This window comes from Burkholderia sola (assembly GCF_905400185.1).
GTDB classification, from domain to species: domain Bacteria; phylum Pseudomonadota; class Gammaproteobacteria; order Burkholderiales; family Burkholderiaceae; genus Burkholderia; species Burkholderia sola.
In genome coordinates this window covers 1,146,917-1,168,098 of record NZ_FR989677.1, presented here as the reverse complement: position 1 = coordinate 1,168,098, position 21,182 = coordinate 1,146,917, and the positions used below count along the sequence as shown (strand labels likewise).

General features: G+C 72.0%; 5 protein-coding genes. All 5 read left to right on the top strand.

Annotated elements, in window-relative coordinates; translation table 11 throughout:
• The first annotated feature begins 17 nt into the window (after nt 1-17).
• The 5 genes from KR541_RS35225 to KR541_RS35205 all read left to right on the top strand — a co-directional run bounded on the left by KR541_RS35225 (nt 18) and on the right by KR541_RS35205 (nt 21,181).
• Nucleotides 18-1,445 (top strand): MBL fold metallo-hydrolase, encoded by a 1,428-nt coding sequence (locus KR541_RS35225; protein ID WP_050016060.1) that lies wholly within the window; start codon nt 18-20, stop codon nt 1,443-1,445.
• Between the two features lie 25 nt (nt 1,446-1,470).
• The gene (locus KR541_RS35220; RefSeq protein ID WP_216090197.1) at nt 1,471-2,361 is read left to right on the top strand and encodes a cupin-like domain-containing protein; all 891 of its coding nucleotides are present in this window, start codon (nt 1,471-1,473) and stop codon (nt 2,359-2,361) included.
• A 70-nt stretch (nt 2,362-2,431) separates the two neighbouring features.
• Nucleotides 2,432-3,841 (top strand): hypothetical protein, encoded by a 1,410-nt coding sequence (locus KR541_RS35215; protein WP_216090196.1) that lies wholly within the window; start codon nt 2,432-2,434, stop codon nt 3,839-3,841.
• 70 nt (nt 3,842-3,911) lie between these two features.
• Nucleotides 3,912-7,160 carry a non-ribosomal peptide synthetase gene (locus KR541_RS35210; protein ID WP_124631916.1) on the top strand — a complete coding sequence of 1,083 codons (3,249 nt, stop codon included), beginning with the start codon at nt 3,912-3,914 and terminating at the stop codon, nt 7,158-7,160.
• Nucleotides 7,160-21,181, top strand: a complete 14,022-nt coding sequence (locus tag KR541_RS35205) for a non-ribosomal peptide synthetase/type I polyketide synthase (protein WP_216090195.1) — start codon at nt 7,160-7,162, stop codon at nt 21,179-21,181. Before KR541_RS35210 ends, KR541_RS35205 begins: the two co-directional genes overlap by 1 nt.
• The last annotated feature ends 1 nt before the right edge of the window (nt 21,182 follow it).

The following is a 21,182-nucleotide window of genomic DNA, read 5'->3' as shown; positions in this document are numbered from 1 at the left end:
CGAGGGTAAAACACACCATGTCAGTCGATGATCGCCTGGGGGTCTTCCTCAATACAGGCATTCTGGCTTCGCGCGCGCATGATCTGGGCTTGCTGATCGAGCGGCAGGACGCGCTCATGCAGCAATTCATGGAAGCGAAATTCGAACCGGCCGCCTGTGCCGCGCTGTTGCGCGATGCGATTGCGCGCTATCCGTTTCTGGCCGAACTGTTCGATCCGGATTCGGTGGCGGCCGGCGGCTGTATCGCGAGCCGTGCGCTGCTCTACGATCTGCATCAGCGCCGCGACCGCTGGACGCTCGCGCTGGCGCCGCAGGGCGGCGAGCCGATCGTGCTCGACACCGCCGCCGGCGACGTGCCGCAGCTCGCGAATGCGCTGCGCGACGCGCTGCAGCGCAACCGCTGGCAGCCGCTGTCCGAGCTGTACGCCGACCCTCGCCTGCTCGGCTGTGAACGGCCGAAAGGCGACGCGGGGCTGGCATGGCCGGCGTTCGACGGCCCCGGCATCCAGCGGCTCGAACACGCGTCGCTGCTGATCGCATCCGAAACCACCCGTCTGCTGACCGACCCGATCAGCCTCGCGATCGGCGGCAACGTCGGCCTGCCCGATCTCGATCGCGCGCCGTCCAACCTGGCCCGGCAGATCGACGGCATGCTCGTGACGCACGGGCATCTCGACCATTGGCACATCCCGACCATCCTGCGGCACGGCGGCGACGGATCGGTGCCGGTCATCGTGCCGCACATCCCGGTCGCATCGCTGCTGGCGCAGGACGACATGCAGCAGTCGCTGCGCGACGTCGGGCAGACGGTGCTCGCGCCCGGCTGGGGCGAGACGGTGCGGATCGGCGACATCGAGATCGACATCCTGCCGTTCTACGGCGAGCAGCCGACCATCGGCGCGGCCGTGCCGCCGCACGACGTGCGCAACTGGGGCAATTGCTACCGGGTCACGACGCCGCAGTTCTCGGTGATTCTGCTCGTCGACAGCGGCGATGACGCGAAGGGCTCGGTGATGGACGTGATCGATCGGTCCGTCGCCCGGCGCGGCCGGCCCGACCTGGTCCTGAGCTGTTGCCGCGAGATGCGCAAGGCGCCGTTCTGGCAGGGCCTGTTCACGTTCTGGATGGTGCTGCCGATGACCGACCTGCAGCGCCTGCCGCGCATCGCGGAAGCGGGCGACGGCCCGTCCATCACGCTCGGCCCGTCCGGCATCGGCGAGCTTTGCGCGCGCGCCGGCGCCCATGCGTTCGCGCCGTATGCGAACGGGTTCTGCGGCATCGCCGCCGAGATCGACGACATCGGCTGGATCAACGGCGAGCCGGCGGAAGCCGACACGCTCGACCAGATCGACGCGCGCCTCGACACGCTCGGCGCCACCACCCGCGTGATCCGCTGGCTGCCCGGCGACGTGCTTCGGCACAACGGCGATTGGCAGGTGTCCTGATTTTCCTGTCGACAGGAGCCCCACGATGACTGGCAGCAAGATTGTGCCGATGCCGCGGATTCGCTACGACGGCAGCCGGAGCATGCGTGACGTTCTGGCCGGACTGAAGCATCCGGCCGTGCTGGAAGGATTCATCGACGCGTGGCCCGCGCGCACGCGCTGGACGCCGGATTTCTTCGTCGAGCGCTACGGCGAACACGAGATCACGGTGGAGACGTCGCAGCTGTCGCCGACGCCGACCCGGCCGGACCTCTACCTGGGCGCGCGCCGCTACGAAACCGCGCGCCTGGGCGCGACGATCCGCGCGATGCGGGCGCAGGGCAGCGCCCGCACCGCGTACATCACCTACGCGGCGATCTATTCGACGGCGCCGGAGCTGAAGGACGACATCGTGCCGCTGCACGAGCAGCACGGCTTTCCCGGCTGGATGCCTCAGTGGCTGAGGCGCAGGCTGGTGTTGCGGCCGGGCTTCTGGCTCGGCCCGGAAGGGATTTCGTCGCCGATGCATTTCGACCGGCACGAGAACCTGAACGTGCAGGTGTACGGTCGCAAGCGCTGGGTGCTGTTCGCGCCCGAGCAGTCCGCCAACGTGTATTACCGGCAGCGCCGCGATCTGCCGGTGATCTTCAGCCCGGTGGACATGAGCGACCCGGACCCGGTGCTGTTTCCGCGCGTGCAGTCGGCGCCGCGCCACGACTTCGTGCTCGAGGCGGGCGACGTGCTGTACCTGCCGCCCGGCTGGTGGCACTACGTGGAATCGCTGAGCGATTCGATCAACGTGAACTACTGGTGGTGGTCGCCTCGCGCCGTGCGGACCTTCTGCCGGGTCGAGCTCGCGAGCCTGTGGCAGGCGCTCGCGCGCCGGTGGCGCCGCGCGGCCGACACGGCCGGCAAGCCGATGTCGATGCCGCGCTGACGCGCCGTCGCCGCGCCGTTCGTTCTATCGGCCCGCCGTGCCGGCGGCCGTGTCTCTTCAGGAAGCCATGATGCAGAACGAGTTTGATTTCACCGTCATCGATGCGCTGTACGCGACCGGCTATCACGGGCCGCGCGCGCTCGACAAACCGGAGTTCTACTGGCGCTCGATGCTGGGCTCGATGGTCGCCTATCGCGACAGCTTCTTTCGCCCGCTCGGCGAGGAGATCGCGCCGGCCGAATCGCGCGACGGCATCGAGATCGAGGCCGCGCGCTGCGAGTACGAGGGCAGCCGGTTTCATCACGCGCTGCCGATGAACATCTCGTCGCTGCGGCAGTTCGGAAACCACTGGCACCTGGTGCTGCCGACCATCTCGACGCTGCGCGACGGGTATTGCCGGCTGCGCGGCCACGACGGCGAGGTGTCGATGCTCGACCTGTGGTTCATCAGCAAGCTGTGCCAATTGCTGCCCGCCTACCTGATCCGTCGGCGCGAGCAGCCGGCCGACCCGGACAGCATTCCCGTCGTGCCGTCGATCATCTACCGGATCTCGCTCGGCATGCACCGGATCGTGCATATCTCGCTGATCAAGCGGATGGCATCGGGCGGCGATCCGGCCGCGCCGTGCCTCGCCAGCGACGCGTATTACGTGATCGCCGAGGCGGCGGGCCTGCTCGTCGGCCGCAACTCGGTGTGCGCGGGGCCGCAGACGATGGTCGAGCAGGCCTATCGCGCGATGATCGAGCCGGCGTCGCTGGCGGGCGCCGACGCGAGCGCGGCCGAGCCCGGTTTCTACCGCTACGCGACGGCGTTCCTGAAGCTCGAAGCCGAGAAATACCTGTTCGCGGTGCGTGCGGCGCAGCAGTTGCGCGCGCTGATCGTCGCGCTCGACGCGGTGCCCGGTCAGGCGCGCACGCAAGCGTTCCGCGACGCGCTGGCGCGTTTCGAGGATTGGTCCACCGAACACACGAGCCCGCTCGCGCACGAGATCGCGCGCGAGGATCTCGCGATGCTGCTGCAGGGGGACGAAGCCGAGATCGCGCGGGCGCGCCAATGGCCGGCGGGCACGGTGCTGCGCCAGATGACGGTCGGGCTGAATCAGCTCGTCGCCGCGGCGGACCGCATGTGCGTGGCGACGCTCGGCGCTGACGGGTCCGCCCTGCTGGCCGAAGTCGACGCGATGCGCGACGCGCCGCGCGACGCGGACGAATGGTCGGCCGACGCGTTCGCCGCGCACGGGCTCGACGCGGCGGCGGCGCACGCGACGGCGGCCGCGCTCAATACGTACCTGCACGACGAGCGCGCCGCGCAGCGAATCTTCACGCGACTCCAGCAGGAAGTGGACCGTGCGCTCGGCATCGACGACGTCATTGCGCCGTACTCGGCCGACGACATCGCTGCCGTGTTCGGCCCGCGGCTGCGCCACTGCATCGCCGAACACTTCGCGGAAACGGACGTCGCGCACCACGCGGCCCGTTGACGCGCGGTGCGCCGGGATCGACTCGCCGCGCCGTCCTTCACGTCCTTCATGTATCCAGACAGGGGCTACCATGCGTACCACTTCGCTTTCAGCCTATCAGTACCGCTTCTGGCTCGAGTGGCAGCTCAATCCGCACTCGTCGGCCTACACGACCGCGCTCGTCTACCGCCTGTCGGGGCCGCTGGATCGCGATGCGCTGCGGCGCGCACTGGACGCGTTCGTCCATGAGCATGACGAAGGATGCCGCAGCACGTTCCGGATGGACGGCACTCGCGTGGTGAGGGACGTGCACGACCGGGTGGCGGTCGCGCTCGACTACCGCGACGCGCGGGCGGCGCCGTCGCTGGACGCCGCCGGGGCCGACGCATGGATCGCCGCGCGGGCGGCGCACGTGTTCGCGCTCGACGACGCGCCGCTGTTCCGCTTCGCGCTGCTGCGCGAGGATGCCGATGCGCACCGGCTCGTGCTCAGCTTTCCGCACATCATCTCCGATGCGTTTTCGGCGGTGTACATCAACCAGCGGCTGACGGCGCTGTACAACCACGCACTCGGCGCGGGCCCGGCGCCCGCGTGCACGTTGCGGGATCTCGGCGAGCAGCTCGCGTTCGAAGCCGCGTACCGCGCGTCGCCGCGCTACGACGAAGATCTGGCCTATTGGCTCGGCGCGCTCGCGCATGCGCCGCTCGGGGTCGAGTTCGACACGGCGGCATCGGCGGGGCCGCGCGACGCGCGCATCCACCCGATGCGTTTCGACGCGGACACGATCCGCCGACTGCGCGCACGGGCCCGCGCGAGCCGCTCGACGCCGTTTCTCGTGCTGTCGAGCCTGTTCGCGATCGCGCTGGCCCGCTGGCAGGACGTGCGCGAGCTGGTCGTGACCTATCCCGTCAACATGCGCTCGCCGGGGTTTCACGACGCCAGCGGATGCTTCGTCAACAACCTGCCGATGCGCTTTTCTCTACGGCCTGGCGACACGTTCCGCGACATCGTCGCGCGTACCACCGCCCGGCGCGCGGAAAGCAAGCGCCATCAGCAGCTGTCGCTGACCGACCTCGTGACGGCGCTGCGGCGCTCGCGTTCGCTGGCCGACACGCCCGTCTTCAACGTCGGCGTGACGGAAGCGTTCTTCGTGCAGGATGCGCCGCTCGCCTTCCACGGCGTGCACGCGGAATTGCTGCCGGTGGTCGCCGCCGAGCGGCCGTTCGACCTGAACTTCGCGTATCAGCTGACGCACGACGGCCTGCACGTGAATCTCGAATACGACACCGGCTGCCTGCCGCCGGCGCGGGTCGGCGAATTCGCCGCACGTTTCGGCCGACTGCTGCGCGCGTACCTGGACGACGATGCGCAGCCGGCGCTCGCGGTCGACCTGCTGGCGCCCGAGCAGCGCGCACGGCTTGCGCAATACTGGCACGGGCCCGCGCGCCCGATCGACGCGACGGACTGGCCGGCCCGCTTCGCCGCGCAGTGCGTCGCGACGCCGGATGCGCCGGCCGTCCGGTTCGGCGCGGAGCAACTGACCTATCGCGAACTCGATGTGATGTCGGCCCGGCTCGCGGGCTTTCTCGCGGCGCGCGGCGTGACGCCGGGGGCGCTCGTCGGGCTGTGCTGCGAGCGCTCGACGGAGATGGTGCTGGCGATCCTCGCGGTGATGCGCGCGGGCGCGGCCTACGTACCGCTCGATCCCGCTGCACCGCCGGACCGGTTGAGGCGCATCGTCGACGATGCGGGCCTCGCGCTGCTGCTCACGCAGCGGCACCTGCTGGCGAACCTGCCGGCCGGGCCGGTCGCACGGCATGCGCTCGACGAGCGCGCGATCTGGCTCGCCGCCGAACCGCTGCCGCCGCAACGCATTCACCCGGACGGGATCGCGTACGTGATCTACACGTCCGGCTCCACCGGCGCGCCGAAGGGCGTCGCCAACACCCATCGTGCGCTGGTCAACCGGCTCGACTGGCACGGTTCGCTGCTGCCCGATACCGCGCCGGTGAGCGTGCTGCAGAAGACGCCGTACTTTTTCGACGTGTCGGTCTGGGAATTCCTGTGGACGTTGCAGAGCGGGCATGCGCTGGTGATCGCGCCGCCCGGGCTGCACAAGGACCCGGCCGGGCTCGCGGTGCTGCTGCGCGATGCGCGCATCGCTGTCGCGCACTTCGTGCCGTCGATGCTGAACGCGTTCCTGGATACGGCGTGCGGGCAGGTCTTCCCGGATCTCGCACTGGTCGTCTGCAGCGGCGAGGCATTGCTCGCCGAGCAGGCCGAGCGCTTCCACCGGCTGCTGCCGGGGGTACGGCTCGTCAACCTGTACGGGCCGACCGAGGCCGCGATCGACGTGACCGTGTGGCATTGCACGCCGGGCGACGCTCATGCGTGCGCGGGCGTGCCGATCGGCCGGCCGATCGACAACGTGTCGCTGTACGTGCTGGACGCGGGCCTCGAGCCGTGCGCGCCCGGCAGCGCGGGCGAGCTGTACATCGGCGGCGCGGGCCTCGCGCAAGGATACGTCGGCCGCCCGGATCTCACCGCGGCGAGCTTCGTGCCCGATCCGTACGCGGGCCGTCCGGGTGCACGCATGTACCGCACCGGCGACATCGCGATGTTCGGCGAGGATGGCGAGCTGCATTACCTCGGCCGGCGCGACGAGCAGGTCAAGCTCAACGGCAACCGGATCGAGTTGCGCGAGATCGAGGCGTGCCTGCTGGCGCTGCCGGGCATCGCGCAGTGCGCGGTGGTGCCGGTGCGGGTGCAGGGGCGCGTGCGGCTGCTGCACGCATTCGTCGAGCCGGCCGCGGGATGGGACAACTGGCCGGTCGACGCGTTGCACGCGGAGCTGGCCGCACGGCTGCCCGACGCGATGCGTCCGGCGCGCATCGACGTGGTGGAGCGCATCGCGCTGCTGCCGGCCGGCAAGATCGACCGCAAGCGCCTGGCCCAGCTCGCCGACGCGGCGCTCGAGACGCGCGCGCACGGCGCCGACGTGCGCACGAAGACGCCGTTCCAGGCCGAGGTCGCCGCGGAGTGGTCGGCCGTGCTGGACGTCGCCGATATCGGACCGGACGACCATTTTTTCATGCTCGGCGGCAGTTCCGTGCAAGCGATCCAGTTGATCGGGCGTCTCAATGGCCGCTACGGGTTGCTGCTGTCGCCGCCGCTGCTGTTCGGCGCGCCGCAACTCGACCGGTTCAGCGCGCAAGTGCTGGTGGCGCTCGGCCAGAAGGCCCAGCAGGAGGACCGCCTCGACGCGCTGCTCGATCGTCTCGCGCCGGACGACATGGACGAACTACTTACAGTGTTTTCATCGTCGGGAGAGCTGGTTTGATGTCGCATAACGATTCCACCGAAAACAAGCGTCGCCAATTGCTCGAAGCATTCGGCAGGCAGCGTGGCGCGGGCAGCCGCGACGCGATCACCCGCCAGGCACGGCCGGCGGACCTGCCCGCGTCGGCGGAGCAGTTGCGGATGTGGGTGCAGATGGCGATCAGCGGCGGCGCCGGCCATTTCCACGTGCCGCACGTGCTGGAGATCGCGGGCACGCTCGACGAAGCGGCATTGCAGGCGGCGCTGCGCGACGTGGTGGCGCGGCACGAGGCGCTGCGCACGACGTTCGACGAGCGCGAAGGCCGCCTGTACCAGCGCGTGCATGCCGAGCTGGCCGCGTCGCTGCCGGTGCATCGGCACGCGGCGGATGTGACCGACGCGGAGATCGCGCGCGCGATCACGACCGAAATCGCGCAGCCGTTCGACCTCGCGCACGGGTCGCTGCTGCGCGTGTCGCTGCATCGTCTCGGCGACGCCCGGCAGATTCTCGTACTGACCGCCCATCATCTGATCGTCGACGGATGGTCGCTGGAGCTGATGCTGGCCGACTGGTGGTCGGCCTATGCGGCGCGGCTGGCGGGTCGCGCGCCTGAGCCGCCCGCCAGCGACGCGCCGCAGTATGCGGACTATGCGCTGTGGCAGCAGGCGCGCGGTGCCGCGGACAGCGCGCCGAGCCTCGCCTACTGGCAGGGCCGGCTGACGGGCGCGACGGCGCTCGAATTGCCGTTCGCGCTGCCGCGCCCGGCACGGCGCGCGCACGACGGCGAGCTGGTGTTCTTCGCGATTCCCGCCGCCGTGCGCGCGCGGGCCGAGGCGCTGGCGCGGCGGCAGGGCGGCACGCTGTTCACGGTGATGCTGGCCGCGTGGCGCTGCCTGCTCGGAGACTACGCCGGCCAGGACGACTTCTGCATCGGCACGACCGCATCGAACCGCGTGCATCCGGGCAGCGAGCGCATCGTCGGCTTCTTCGCGAACCTGCTCGCGTTGCGCACCGCGCGGCAAGGTTGCGCGACGTTCGCCGCGCTGGTCGAGCGCGAGCGCGACACCGTCGCCGACGCGCTGCGGCATCAGGCGGTGTCGTTCGACCAGGTGGTCGAGCAGGTCGGCGTCGCGCGCGATTCCGCGCGCAGCCCGCTGTTCCAGGTCAACTTCGTGCTGCAGGACACGAAAGGCGCGGTGCCCGGCGCCGCCGAGCCGGCGACGGCGGCCGGGATGCCGGCGATGACGGTGCGCGACGACCTGTACCGCTACGCTCAGTTCGACCTGACGCTGTTCGCCGAGCTGACGTCCGACGGCGTGCGCTGCTGCACGGTGTTTCGCACCGACCTGTTCGAGGCCGCCGATATCGAGCGGCTGTCGCGCACCTATGTGCAGTACCTCGACGCGCTGACCGCGCAGCCGGACGCGCCGTTCGGCACGCTCGCGCGCGGCGACGCGGCGACGCTCGACGCGCTGCGCGGCTGGCAGAGCCGGCCGCTCGGGCAGCCGCTGCCCGACTCGATCGGCGCGGTGATCGACGCGCTTGCGCGGCAGCATCCGGGTCGCCCTGCGATCCGCCACGGCGACGCGACGCTCGACTACCACGCGCTGAACACCCGCGCGAACCGGCTGGCGGATCATCTGCGCGATCTCGGCGTGTCGCCGGGCTCGACCGTCGGCCTGTGTCTCGAGCCTGGCGCGGAGCTGATCGTCGCGATGCTGGCGGTGCTCAACGCGGGCTGCGCGTATGTGCCGCTCGACAGCCGCTATCCTGCGGACCGGCTGCGATTCCTGCTCGACGACAGCCAGGTGAGCGTGATCGTCACGCGCGAGGACGTGGTGGCGCGCACCGATGCACTGCGTGACGGCTATCTGAACCTGATCGTCCTCGAGGACCACGACGACGAGATCGCCGCGCGCGACGGCGCGTTCGTCGCGAGCGGGCTGCCGGCGCAGATGCCGGCGTACCTGATGTACACGTCGGGCACCACCGATCGTCCGAAGGGCGTGATCGTGCCGCAACGGGCGATCCTGCGGCTCGCGTACCGGCCGACCTATCTCGACGTGACGCCGGACGACGTGTTCCTGCAGTTCGCGCCGACCGCGTTCGACGCGTCGACCTTCGAAATCTGGACCGCGCTGCTGAACGGTGCGTCGCTCGTGGTGCCGGCCGGACGCGACGCGTCGCTGGACCAGCTCGGGCCGTTGCTGGTCGACGCGCGCGTGACGATGCTGTGGCTGACGAGCGGTCTGTTCGCGGCGATGGTCGATCACGCGTCGGACGCGCTGCGGCGGCTGCGCTACCTCGTCTGCGGCGGCGACGTGCTGTCGCTGCCGCATGTGGAGCGCGCCCGCGCGCTGCTCGAACGCGGGCAGGTCGTCAACGGCTACGGGCCGACCGAGACCACGACGTTCGCGACAGCGTACCCGGTGCGCGACGCGCCGGCGGCGGGGCGCACGGTGCCGATCGGCATGCCGATCCAGGGCACGTCGGTGTACGTGCTCGACGACGCGCTGAATCCGCTGCCTCCCGGCGCGGCGGGCGACATCTACATCGCAGGGCTCGGCGTCGCGCACGGCTACGCGAACCGGCCGGACCTGACCGCGGCCGCGTTCGTGCCCGATCCTTACGGCGGCGAGCCGGGCGCCCGCATGTACCGCAGCGGCGACGTCGGCTACTGGGCGCATGACGGCGCGTTGCATTACCTCGGCCGGCGCGACCGCCAGGTGAAGCTGCGCGGCTACCGGATCGAGCCCGCGGAAATCGAGGCGGCGCTGGTGGCATGCCGTGGCGTGCAGGCCGCCGTCGTGACGGTCGACGCGACGCCGCAGGGCGACAAGCAGCTCGTCGCGTACTGGACCGCCAGTCCGGGCACGGGCACGGGCGCGGACGTACCGGACGAAGCCGGCCTGCGCGCGCAGTTGCGGGCATCGCTGCCGGATCATCTGGTGCCGGCGCGTTTCCACGCGGTGCCGCACATTCCGCTGACGGCGAACGGCAAGGTGGACCGGGCCGCGCTCGCGCGGCTCGCGCCGGCGCAGGCGGCCGCGGAAACGGCGCCCGAGACGCTGACCGACACGCAACGCATCCTGCGCGCGTTGTGGGAAGACGTGCTGGGCCGCAGCGGGTTCGGCCTCGACGACGGTTTCTTCGATCTCGGCGGCGATTCGCTGCTGGCGATCCGGCTGAAGGCGCAGGCGCAGCGCCACGGGCTCGAATTCGAGATCCAGGACCTGTTCGCCCACCAGAGCGTGCGTACGCTGGGCGAGCACATCGAGCGGCAGCGCGGGGCCGGCGCGGGTGCGGATGCGGATGTTGGCGCGGGCGCGCCGGCCGAGGCCGCCGCACGGCGGGCGCCGCTGACGAACGACGCGGACCGCGCGCGGCTGCCGGCCGGCGTCGTCGACGCGTATCCGCTCAGCCGCCTGCAACTGGGGATGCTCTATCACAGCCTGCGGCACGAGCGCTCGAGCCTGTACCACGACGTGATCGGCTACGAGGTCGCGTATGCATGCGACGAAGCCTGCGTCGCGCATGCGCTCGACCGGCTGTCGGCGCGTCATCCGGCGCTGCGCACCGCGCTGCGGATGGAAGGGTTCAGCGTGCCGCTGCAGCTCGTGTTCGACGCGGCGCGCATTCCGCTGGCGGTCACCGACCTGACTGCGCTCGATGCGGCGGCGCAGGCCGCCCGGATCGCCGCGTTCATGGACGGCGAGCGGTTCGCCGCGTTCGACGTCGCCGCCGCGCCGCTATTCCGTTGCTTCGTGTTCAGGCTGGCGGCGCAGCGCTTCAAGCTGGTATGGAGCTTCCATCACGCGATACTCGACGGCTGGAGCGAGGCCGCGCTGACCGCCGAATTCATCCGGCTCTACACGGCGGGCCTGGCGGGCGCGCAAGACGGGCAGAACGACGAGCCGGTGCAGGCCGGTTACCGCGATTTCATCGAGCGCGAACAAGCCGCGCTCGCCGATCCGGCCCAGCGCGATTTCTGGCGCGGCCAGCTCGACGGCGCACAGGCGCTGTCGCTGCGCCGCGCGCCTCTGACGGCCGACGCGGCAGACGAGCGCGTGGATTATCTGGAGGTCGAGATCCCCGCCGAACTGGAGGCGGCGCTGCGTGCGCTCGCGCGCGACGCGAACGTGCCGCTCAAGAGCGTGCTGCTCGCCGCCCATCTGCGCGCGCTGCAGGCGCTGAGCGGGCGGCGCGACGTGCTGACGTCGATGGTGACGCACGTGCGGCCCGAGACCGAGGATGCGGAGCGTGCGGTCGGGCTGTTCCTGAATTCGGTGCCGGTGCGCGCGGCGCTCGACGGCGCCGCATCGCCGGTCGCGCAGGTGCGGCAGGTATTCGAGATCGAGTCGGGCATTTTCCGGCATCGTTTTTATCCGTCGCAGCAGATCCGGCAGGACAGCGGCGGAATCGAACTCGGCGAGGTGCTGTTCAATTTCACGAGCTTCCACGTGCTGCGCGAGCTGGACGACGCGGACGTGCGGATGCTGGCGGGCCGCGACGGCCACGCGGTCAACAGTTTTCCGGTGCAGGTCGATTTCTCCGTTTCCGCGAGCGACCAGCGGCTGCGCTGCATCGTCGGCTATCGGGCCGACAGCCTGCGGCGTGCCGACGCGCAAGACATCGTGCACGCCGAGCACGAGGCGCTGCGGCGGCTCGCCGGTGCGCCCGCGGCGACGTGGCTGCCGCCGGCCACGCTCGCGCGGCTCGACGAGTGGGCGACGCCGAAGCCGCGGCTGCCGGTCGGCGCGAGCGTCGGCGAGCGTCTCGCCGCGTGCGCGGCCGCCGCGCCGGACGCCGTCGCGCTGATCGACGACGCGGGCGAGACGACCTATGCGGCGCTGCTCGAGCAGTGCGACCGGCGCGCGGCGGCGCTCGCCGCGCTGGGCGTGCGGCAGGGCGACGTCGTGGCGGTCTGCGCGGGCCGCTCGGCGGCGACGCTGCAGACGGTGCTCGCGCTGTTCCGGATCGGCGCCGTGTATCTGCCGCTCGATCCCGCGTTGCCGGAAGCGCGCCATCGCTTCATGGTGGACGACGCGCGCCCGGCGGCGATCGTCGGCGATGCCGCCGCGCCCGCCTGCCTGCGTGCCTGCGGCGTGCGTTTCGTCGAGCTGGCGGCGCTGGCGCAAGCGAGCCACGCCACCTTGGCCGCCGCGCCGCGCGTCAGCCCCGGCGAGCCCGCCTACATCCTCTATACGTCCGGCTCGACCGGCACGCCGAAGGGCGTGCTGTGCCGCCAGGAAGGCATCCTCGCGTTGTTCGATGCGCTTGCCGACACCTATCCGCTCGCCGCGGGCGACCGCGTGCTGTGGAAGACCGCGCAATCGTTCGACGTGTCGCTCACCGAAATGCTGTGGCCGTTGATGAAGGGCGCCGCGATCGTGATCGCGCGGCTGGACGGCCAGTACGATCCGCGCTACCTGCAGCGCGCGATCGAGCAGCATCGCGTGACGGTGGTCAACTTCGTGCCGTCGATGCTGCACCTGTTCCTGCAATCGCTCGACGCCGGCGCGGCGAGCCCGCTGCGCGCGGTGTTCGCCGCCGGCGAGCCGCTGCTGCCCGCGACCGTCGAGCTGGCGGCGCGCGTGCTGCCGCACGCGCCGCTCTTCAACGCATACGGCCCGACCGAGGCCAGCATCTACGCAACCGTGTGGCGTTGCGCGAGCGGCCCGGTGCTGATCGGTCGCGCGGTGGGCGACGTCGGCACGCATATCCTGTCGCCCGAGCTCGCACGGCTGCCGATCGGCGTGACGGGCGAACTGTACCTCTCCGGGCGCGCGCTGGCGTCGGGCTACCTGAACCGGCCCGAACTGAGCGCGGAGCGTTTCGTGCCGAACCCGTATGCGACGGGCGACGCGGATCGCGTGCTGTATCGTACCGGCGACCTGGCCCGCTTCGATCGGCACGGCGACATCGAATTCGTGGGCCGCGACGACCAGCAGGTCAAGGTGCGCGGCTTCCGCATCGAGACGGGCGAAGTCGAATCGGTGCTGGGCCGCCATCCGGGCGTCGCCAAGGTCGCGGTGCTGGCGCGTTCGGGTAGCGCGGGCGCCGTGCTCTGTGCGTTCGTGCAGGCGGCGGGCACGCTGCCGGACGGCGCGCTGAAGGCGCATGCGCAACAGGCGCTGCCGCCGTACATGGTGCCCGACCGGATCGTCGTGCTCGACGCGATGCCGATGACCGGCAGCGGCAAGATCGATCGCCTCAGGCTGGCCGACTGGCCGCTCGATGCGGCGAGCGTCGCCGATCGCGCCGTCCCCGCCAACGCCGCGCGCCGCGCGCCCGGCGATGCTCAAGCGGCGGTCGCCGCGATCTGGCGCGACGTGCTCGGCCTCGCCGAGATCGATCCGGACACCAACTTCTTCGACGCCGGCGGCCACTCGCTCGCGCTGATCCAGTGCCAGGCGCGGCTGCGCAGCGAATTCGGCCGCGACGTCGACATCGATCACCTGTTCCGCTATACGACGATTCGCACGCTGGCCGGCTGGCTGTCCGCGTCCGGCGAGCCGGCGGCCGATGCCGGCGGCACGGCCGAGGCCGCACGCGCGTCGCAGGTCGACAGCCGCGCCGTCGCGATCATCGGGATGAGCGCGACCGTCTCGGGCGCGGACGACGTCGAGCAGTTCTGGCGCATGTTGCTCGCGGGCGAGGACGGCATCACCCGGCTCGACGACGCGCGGCTGCGCGCGCTCGGCGTGCCGGACGAGCTGCTCGGCAATCCGCGCTTCGTCGCCGCGCGCGGGTTGATTCGCGATCCGGACTGTTTCGACGCCGCGTTCTTCGGCTATACGCCGCGCGAAGCCGAGATCATGGATCCGCAGCAGCGCAAGCTGATGGAGGAAAGCTATCGCGCGCTCGAGGACGCCGGTTACGCCGGGCCCGGGCCCGCGCGCGACGTGGGCGTCTACGTCGGCGTCGGCGCGAGCCAGTACCTCGCGAACCACGTGCTCGGCAACCGCGACGCGGTCGACGCGCTCGGGCTGTACCAGATCAACGTGCTGAACCAGGCCGCGACGCAGATCGCCTACCGGCTGAATCTCACCGGCCCCGCGGTCACGCTGAACACCGCGTGCTCGACGTCGCTGGTCGCGCTGCACATGGCCGCGCGCGCAGTCGCGCAGGGCGACTGCGAACTCGCGCTCGCGGGCGCGGCGTCGATCGGCGTCGACGGCGTGCCGGGCTATCTGCACCGTACCGGCGGGATCTTTTCCGCGGACGGCTATTGCCGCGCGTTCGACGCGGCCGCGAGCGGCACCGTGGAGGGCAGCGGCGCGGGTGCGGTCGTGCTCAAGCGGCTCGATCTCGCGCGCCGCGACGGCGATCACGTGTATGCGATCGTCAAGGGCTCCGCGATCAACAACGACGGTCACGACAAGGCCGGCTACACCGCGCCGAGCCCTGCCGGCCAGGCACGGGTGATTCGCGCCGCGCTGGCGGACGCGGGCGTGGACGCCGCGTCGGTCGGCTATGTCGAGACGCACGGCACCGGCACGCTGCTCGGCGACCCGATCGAAATGGCCGCGCTGAAGGCGACCTACGGCCAGCATCCGGCACGTGCGCCGCGCCTGCTCGGCGCGGTCAAGACGAGCGTCGGGCACCTGGACAGCGCGGCGGGGCTCGCGGGCGTGATCAAGGCGGCGCTCGCGCTCGAGCGCGGCAAGGTGCCGGGCACGCTGCACTTCGACACGCCCAATCCGCTGCTCGAACTCGACGACGCGGCCTTCCGCATCACCGCGCAAGCGACCGACTGGCCGGACGGCGGCGCGCCGCGCCGCGCGGCCGTCAGTTCGTTCGGCATCGGCGGGACCAATGCGCATGTGATCCTGGAAGCCGCGCCGCCGGAGGCGGACGCGCCGACGGCCGCCGCCGCGCATTGCCTGCGGCTGTCGGCCGCCACGCCCGACGGGCTGCGGCGCGCGGCGGACGGCCTCGCCGCCGCGCTGCGCCGCCACCCCGAATGGGCGCTGGCCGACGTCGCGTACACGCTGCAGGCCGCCCGGCAGGACCATGCGTGCCGCGCGTTCGTGGTCGCCGAGTCGCGCGATACGGCGCTCGACGCGCTGGCGGCTGGCGTGTCGCCGGTCGCCGACGACGCGCCGTCCGCGCGTCCGGTGATCTTCCTGTTCACCGGGCAGGGCGCGCAGGCCGCCGGGATGGCGCGCGACCTGCATCGCGAGAATCCGGTGTTCCGCGCGGCGCTCGACCAGGTGTGCGGGCGGTTCGCGAGCACGGCCGGGCTCGCGCTCGAACCTTACCTGCTGGGCGACGCGAACACCACCGACACCGCGCTGGTGCAGCCGCTGCTGTTCGCGTACGAGTACGCGCTGTATCAGGCGTGGGCAGCGCTGGGCGTGACGCCGGATTACCTGATCGGCCACAGCCTCGGCGAATTGGTCGCCGCGTGCTGCGCGGGCGTGTTCTCGCTCGACGATGCGGTCGGCTTCGTGGCGGCGCGCGCGGCGGCGATGCAGGCGCAGCCGGCCGGCGCGATGCTGTCGATATCGATCGCGGAGGACGAGCTGGCCGCGCAATTGCCGCCGACGCTCGCCATCGCGGCGGTCAATGGGCCGTTGCAATGCGTGGTGTCCGGCCCGGTGGATGCGGTCGACGCGTTCGCGGCGCACCTGCGCGACGCGGGTGTCGCGCATGCGCGGCTCGCGTCGTCGCACGCGTTCCACTCGCCGATGATGACGGACGCGGCGGCGCGCGTGCACGCGCATGCCGCGACGATGACGCTGCATGCGCCGCGCATCCCGTTGATCTCCAACCTCGACGGCGCGCTGCTGGACGCGCCGCGCGCCACCGATCCGGCGTACTGGGCCACGCACGTACTCGGCACGGTGCGCTTCTCGGCAGGCGTGCGAGCACTGGCGGCACTGGGTGATGCGCTGTGGGTCGAGATCGGCCCGCGCGACGTGCTGGCGGCGCTGGTGCGCGCGCATCGCTGCGCGCCGGCCGACGCGGTGCTGGCGAGCTTCACGGAGCGCGCGCCGCGCACGATGGCCACGCTGCTCGCCGGCTACGGGCGGCTATGGGCGAAGGGCGCGCGGCTGACACGGCGCGACGCCTACGCGGGCGAGCGCCGCAAGCGCCTGCCGTTGCCGGGCTATCCGTTCGAGCGGACGCGTCACTGGCTGCCGGCACGGCACATCGAGCGCGTGCAGCCGGACGCGTTGTCGCCGTCGATTGCAGCGGTGGCCGCGCCGGCCGCGGTCGACACCGCGCCCGCTGCTTCGGCCGAGACCGACGACGTGCGGCATGCATTGACGCGTATCTGGACCGAGTGCCTCGGCCACGAGCGGATCGCGCCGACCGACGATTTCTTCGAGCTGGGCGGCGATTCGCTGCTGGCCGGGCGCGTGCTCACGCGAATTCACGAGCGGCTGAATGCGGAGCTGACGCTCGACGCGTTCTTCGGTGCGCCGACGATCGACGGGCTGGCCCGCGCGATTCGCTTGCAGTCCGAACCGACGCCGCCTGCCCTGCAGGCGGCAACGACGCCGGACGGCCTGCCGGGCGCCGGGCCGCGCCGCGCGCCGATGTCGTTCCAGCAGCGCCGGCTATGGACGCTCGAACGGCTCGGCATGGGCGGTTCGGTCTTCCACCTGCCGCAATGCCTGCACCTGCACGGCGAGCTCGACCGCGCCGCGCTGCACGCGGCGCTCGCGGGGCTGGTCGCGCGCCATCCGGCGCTGCGCACGTCGTTCCACGAAGGACCGGACGGCGACGGCGAGCAGCACGTGCATGCCGACGCGACGGTCGCGCTGTCGATCCATGCGTACGCAGGCGGCACGGACGACGCACTGCGCGCGTTCATCGCGCAGCATCGCGACGCGCTGCGGGCGGAGCCGTTCGATCTCGCGCGGCCGCCGCTGTTTCGCGCACGGCTGCTCGAACTCGGGCCGCGCCGCGCGTGCCTGCTGATGTCGTTCCATCACATCGTCGTCGACGGCTGGTCGTTCGGGCTGATCGCGCAGGATCTCGCGTCGCTGTACGGTGCGGCGAGCCAGGGCGGCACGCCGGATACCGAACCGCCCGCGTGGGATTACGCGGACTACAGCGAGGAGCAGGCGACGCGGTTCGCCGCCGGGCACTACGCGGCGCACGAGGCGTTCTGGGCGCACCTGGACGGCGCGCCGGTGCTCGACCTCGGCGCCGATCGACGCCGCGCACGCACGCCGGGGCGTCTCGCGCGCAGCGGCCGCGTCGCGGTGGATGCCGAGCGTGCGCGGCAGGTCGACGCGCTGGCGCGGCGCTTGCGGACGACGCCGTACGTCGTGTTCCTGTCCGCGTTCCTGCTGATGCTGTCGCGGCGCACCGGACAGCGCGACCTGGTGGTCGGCTCGCCGGTCGCCAACCGCGCGTCGAGCCGCACCGAAGGGCTCGTCGGCTTTTTCGTCAACCTGCTCGCGCTGCGCGTGGCGTTCCCGGCAGCCAGCCGCGCGCGGGCGTGGATCGAACGGGTGCGCGACTGCGTGATGGCCGCGCACGCGCACCAGGACTATCCGTTCGAAAAGCTGGTCGAGCGCTTCGCGGGCCCGCGCGACACGTCGCTGACGCCGCTGTTCCAGGTGGTGTTCTCGATGCAGGAGGCGCCGGTCCGCCATGTGCGGATCGGCGGGCTGGACGTCGCGTTCGAGGACACGCCGGAAACGGAAACCGAATACGACCTGACGATGAACCTGCATCGCGACGGAGCGGGCTACGGCGGCGTGCTGCTGACGCGCGACCGCGCGCTGGAGCGTGGCGAGGCCGACGAGGTGATCGAACAGTTCCAGGCCGCGCTGGACCTGCTGCTGACGCTGCCGGACGATGCGCCGCTCGGCGACGCGGGCGTGCTGTCGGCCGCACAGCGGCAGGCCTGGCAGGCGGCGTCCGGGGTGGCCGACGTGTCGTCGTGGGCGGCGTCCGACCTCGTGTCGCTGCTGTCGGGCACGCTGACGGACGGCAACGCCGCGCCGGCGGTCGCCACCGCGCACGAGACGCTCAGTTACGCGGCGCTGCGGGCCCGGGTGGAGCAGGTTGCGGGCGCGCTGCACGCGCGCGGCGTCCGCGCCGGCGAGCGCGTCGCGCTGTGCTTGCCGATGGGGCTCGACGCACTGGTGGCGCTGCTCGGCGTGCTGCGCATCGGGGCGACGTACCTGCCGCTCGATCCCGCCGCGCCGGCCGCGCGGCAGCACGCGATCCTGTCGCAAGCGGCGCCGGTGCTGCTCGTGCACGACGCGACGGCGCCGCCGCCGACGTGGCCCGGATGCGCGGCGATCGCGTTCGCCGCGCTTGGCGACGCGTCCGCCGGCGCGCCGCCCGCACGTATCGATCCGCAACGGGCCGCCTATACGCTGTTCACGTCCGGTTCGACCGGCGTGCCGAAGGGCGTCGACGTCAGCCATCGGGCGGTCGCGCAGAAGATCCAGGCACTGTGCGCCGCGTATCGCATGACGGCCGACGACCGGGTCGTGCAGTTCTCGTCGCTCGTGTTCGACGTGTCGATCGAGGAAATCTTCACGACGCTGTCCGCCGGCGCCTGTCTGCTGCTGCTCGAGCGCACGGCGTGGCCGACGCTCGGCGCGTTCAGCGGCCTGCTCGACGCACAGCGTGCGACCGTGCTCAACCTGCCCGCGTCGTTCTGGCGCGAATGGGTGCGTGCGATCGGGCTCGGCGAGGCCGCGCTGCCGGCGCGGCTGCGGCTGGTCGTGACGGGCAGCGAGACGGTGCCGCTCGCGGCCGTGCAGACATGGCGCGCCGTGACGGGCGGCCGCGTGGCGCTGATGAACGCGTACGGGCTGACGGAGAGCGTGATCACGTCCGTCGTGCACGACGTGCCGGCCGACGCGCGCGCGGATGAACGCGACGTGCCGATCGGCGCGCCGCTGCCCGGCACCACGGCCTATGTGCTCGACGCGCACCTGCAACCGGTGCCGCCGCTGTGCCGCGGCGAGCTCTATCTCGGCGGCGGCGCACTCGCGAGCGGCTACCCGGGCCGGCCCGGCCAGACGGCCGCCGCGTTCCTGCCCGATCCGTTCGCCGGACAGCCGGGCGCGCGCATGTATCGCACCGGCGACCTCGTGCGTCGCGACGGGGCGGGCGCGCTGATCTACCTCGGCCGCAGCGATCGCCAGATCAAGGTGCGCGGCGTTCGTGTCGATCTGGCCGAAGTGGAAGCGCTGCTGCTCGAACAGGACGGCGTGCGCGAGGCCGCAGTGCGGCTGTCGGGCGGACCCGACGCGCCGGCGCCGCGCCTGGAGGCGTTCATCGTCGTGGGCGCCGACGCATCGGGCGCGGCGGACACGTCACGCGAGGCGGCGCGCGAGCGGCTGCGCGCGCTGCGCCGCGTCGCGCCCGCGCATCTGGTGCCGCATGCGCTGGCAATCGTGCCGTCGCTGCCGAAGACGTCCGGCGACAAGATCGATCGCCAGTGGGTATCGACGGCGGTGCTGCCGGACGCGGCCGCGGACGGCGACGACACGCCGCCGCTGCGCGCGCTGCTGACGGTGCTGCGCGACGTGCTGCGGCTGGAGCGGATCGGCCGCGACGACAACTACTTCGGGCTGGGCGGCGACTCCATCCTGGTGCTGCGCGCCGTCGCGCAGCTGAACCGGGCCGGCTGGACGGTCGACCCGCAGGATTTCTTCGCGAGCCCGACCCTCGGGGACCTGGCCGATTGCCTGCGGCCGCTGGCGGCGCGACCGGACGCGCACGATGTGTCCGCGTTCCCGCTGACGCCGTATCAAAGGCGCGTGCTGCAGCGCCCGCACGCGCACCACTGGAACCGCGCGTTGCTCGTTCGGGCGGCGCAACCGCTCGACGCCGACGCGCTGCGGGCCGCGCTCCGTTCGCTGCTCGACGCGCATCCGGGGCTGCGCTGCGTATTCGATCGCGGCGCGCTGTCGGGCCGCGTCGCGCCGGCGGACACGGACGCCGTGCAGCGCTGCTTCAGCAGCCACGACCTGGTGGCGGACGATGCGGCGCGCTTCATCGTCGCGCACAGCACGACGCTGCAGCAGGGCTTCGATCTCGCGCACGGGCCGCTGGTGCGGATCGCGCACTACCGATGCGGCGCGGCCGGCGACCGGCTGCTGCTCGTCGTGCACGGTCTCGTCGCGGACAGCCATGGCTGGGCGGTGCTGCTGGACGACCTCGCCAATGCGTATGCGGCGCATGCGGACGGCCGGACGCCGGCAGTGGCCGCGCCGACGCTGGCGTACCCGGCCTATCTTCGCGCGCTCGACGCACGCATGGCGGCCGCGCGGCAGGCGGGCGAAACCGCCGCGTACTTTGCGCCGATGGCGGCCAACGTCGCGCTGCCGCGGGATCGGCACGCGGAAGCCGGCGCGAACGCCGAGGCGAGCCAGCAGGTCGTGCGCGACCGGCTGACCGGCGAGGCGGCGCGACGGTTGCTGGCCGTCGTGCCGCAGCGCCTGCGCGTGAAAGCCGCCACCGTCGCGATCGCGGCGGCGGCGCGCGCGCTCACCGACTGGGCGGGCGGCGCGGTCGTCGCCGATCTCGGCCGGCACGGCCGCGACTGGCTCGACGACGGGCCGGCGGTCGAGCGCGCGGTCGGCTGCTTCGTCTGCGACGTGCCGCTGCTGTTGACGCATCGCGCCGGCGTGCCGGGCGTCGCCGCGCTGCGCGAGTGGGAGGCGACGCTGGCCGCGCTGCCGCTGGCGGCGCTGGGCGGTGCGGACCTGCCGCCGCCCGCCGGCGTCGATCCCGACGCGTGGCGGCGCTGCGTGCAGCCGCAGGTCAGCATCGATTTCGTGTCGGCGGCCGCCGCGCGTCCGTCCGCGTGGTTCTCCGCCGCCACCGAGGCGGTGGGCACGGACCGCGCGGCAACCGACGAACGTTCCCATCTGCTGAACCTCGTCTGCGTCGCGGGCGACGGCGAACTCGCGTTCGAGTGCCGCTACAGCGACGCCGTCCACACGCGCGCCACCGCCGAACAGTTGCTGCGTCGGTGGCGCGAACACATGGAGGCCGCGCTCGCGCATGTCGCCGACGCAGCCGTTCCCGTAGTCGAACACGATCATTCCTGAC

Coding starts and splice junctions, on each gene's coding strand:
- KR541_RS35215 (WP_216090196.1), top strand. CDS start 2,432: ATGCAGAACGAGTTTGATTTCACCGTCATCGATGCGCTGTACGCGACC.
- KR541_RS35205 (WP_216090195.1), top strand. CDS start 7,160: ATGTCGCATAACGATTCCACCGAAAACAAGCGTCGCCAATTGCTCGAA.
- KR541_RS35225 (WP_050016060.1), top strand. CDS start 18: ATGTCAGTCGATGATCGCCTGGGGGTCTTCCTCAATACAGGCATTCTG.
- KR541_RS35220 (WP_216090197.1), top strand. CDS start 1,471: ATGACTGGCAGCAAGATTGTGCCGATGCCGCGGATTCGCTACGACGGC.
- KR541_RS35210 (WP_124631916.1), top strand. CDS start 3,912: ATGCGTACCACTTCGCTTTCAGCCTATCAGTACCGCTTCTGGCTCGAG.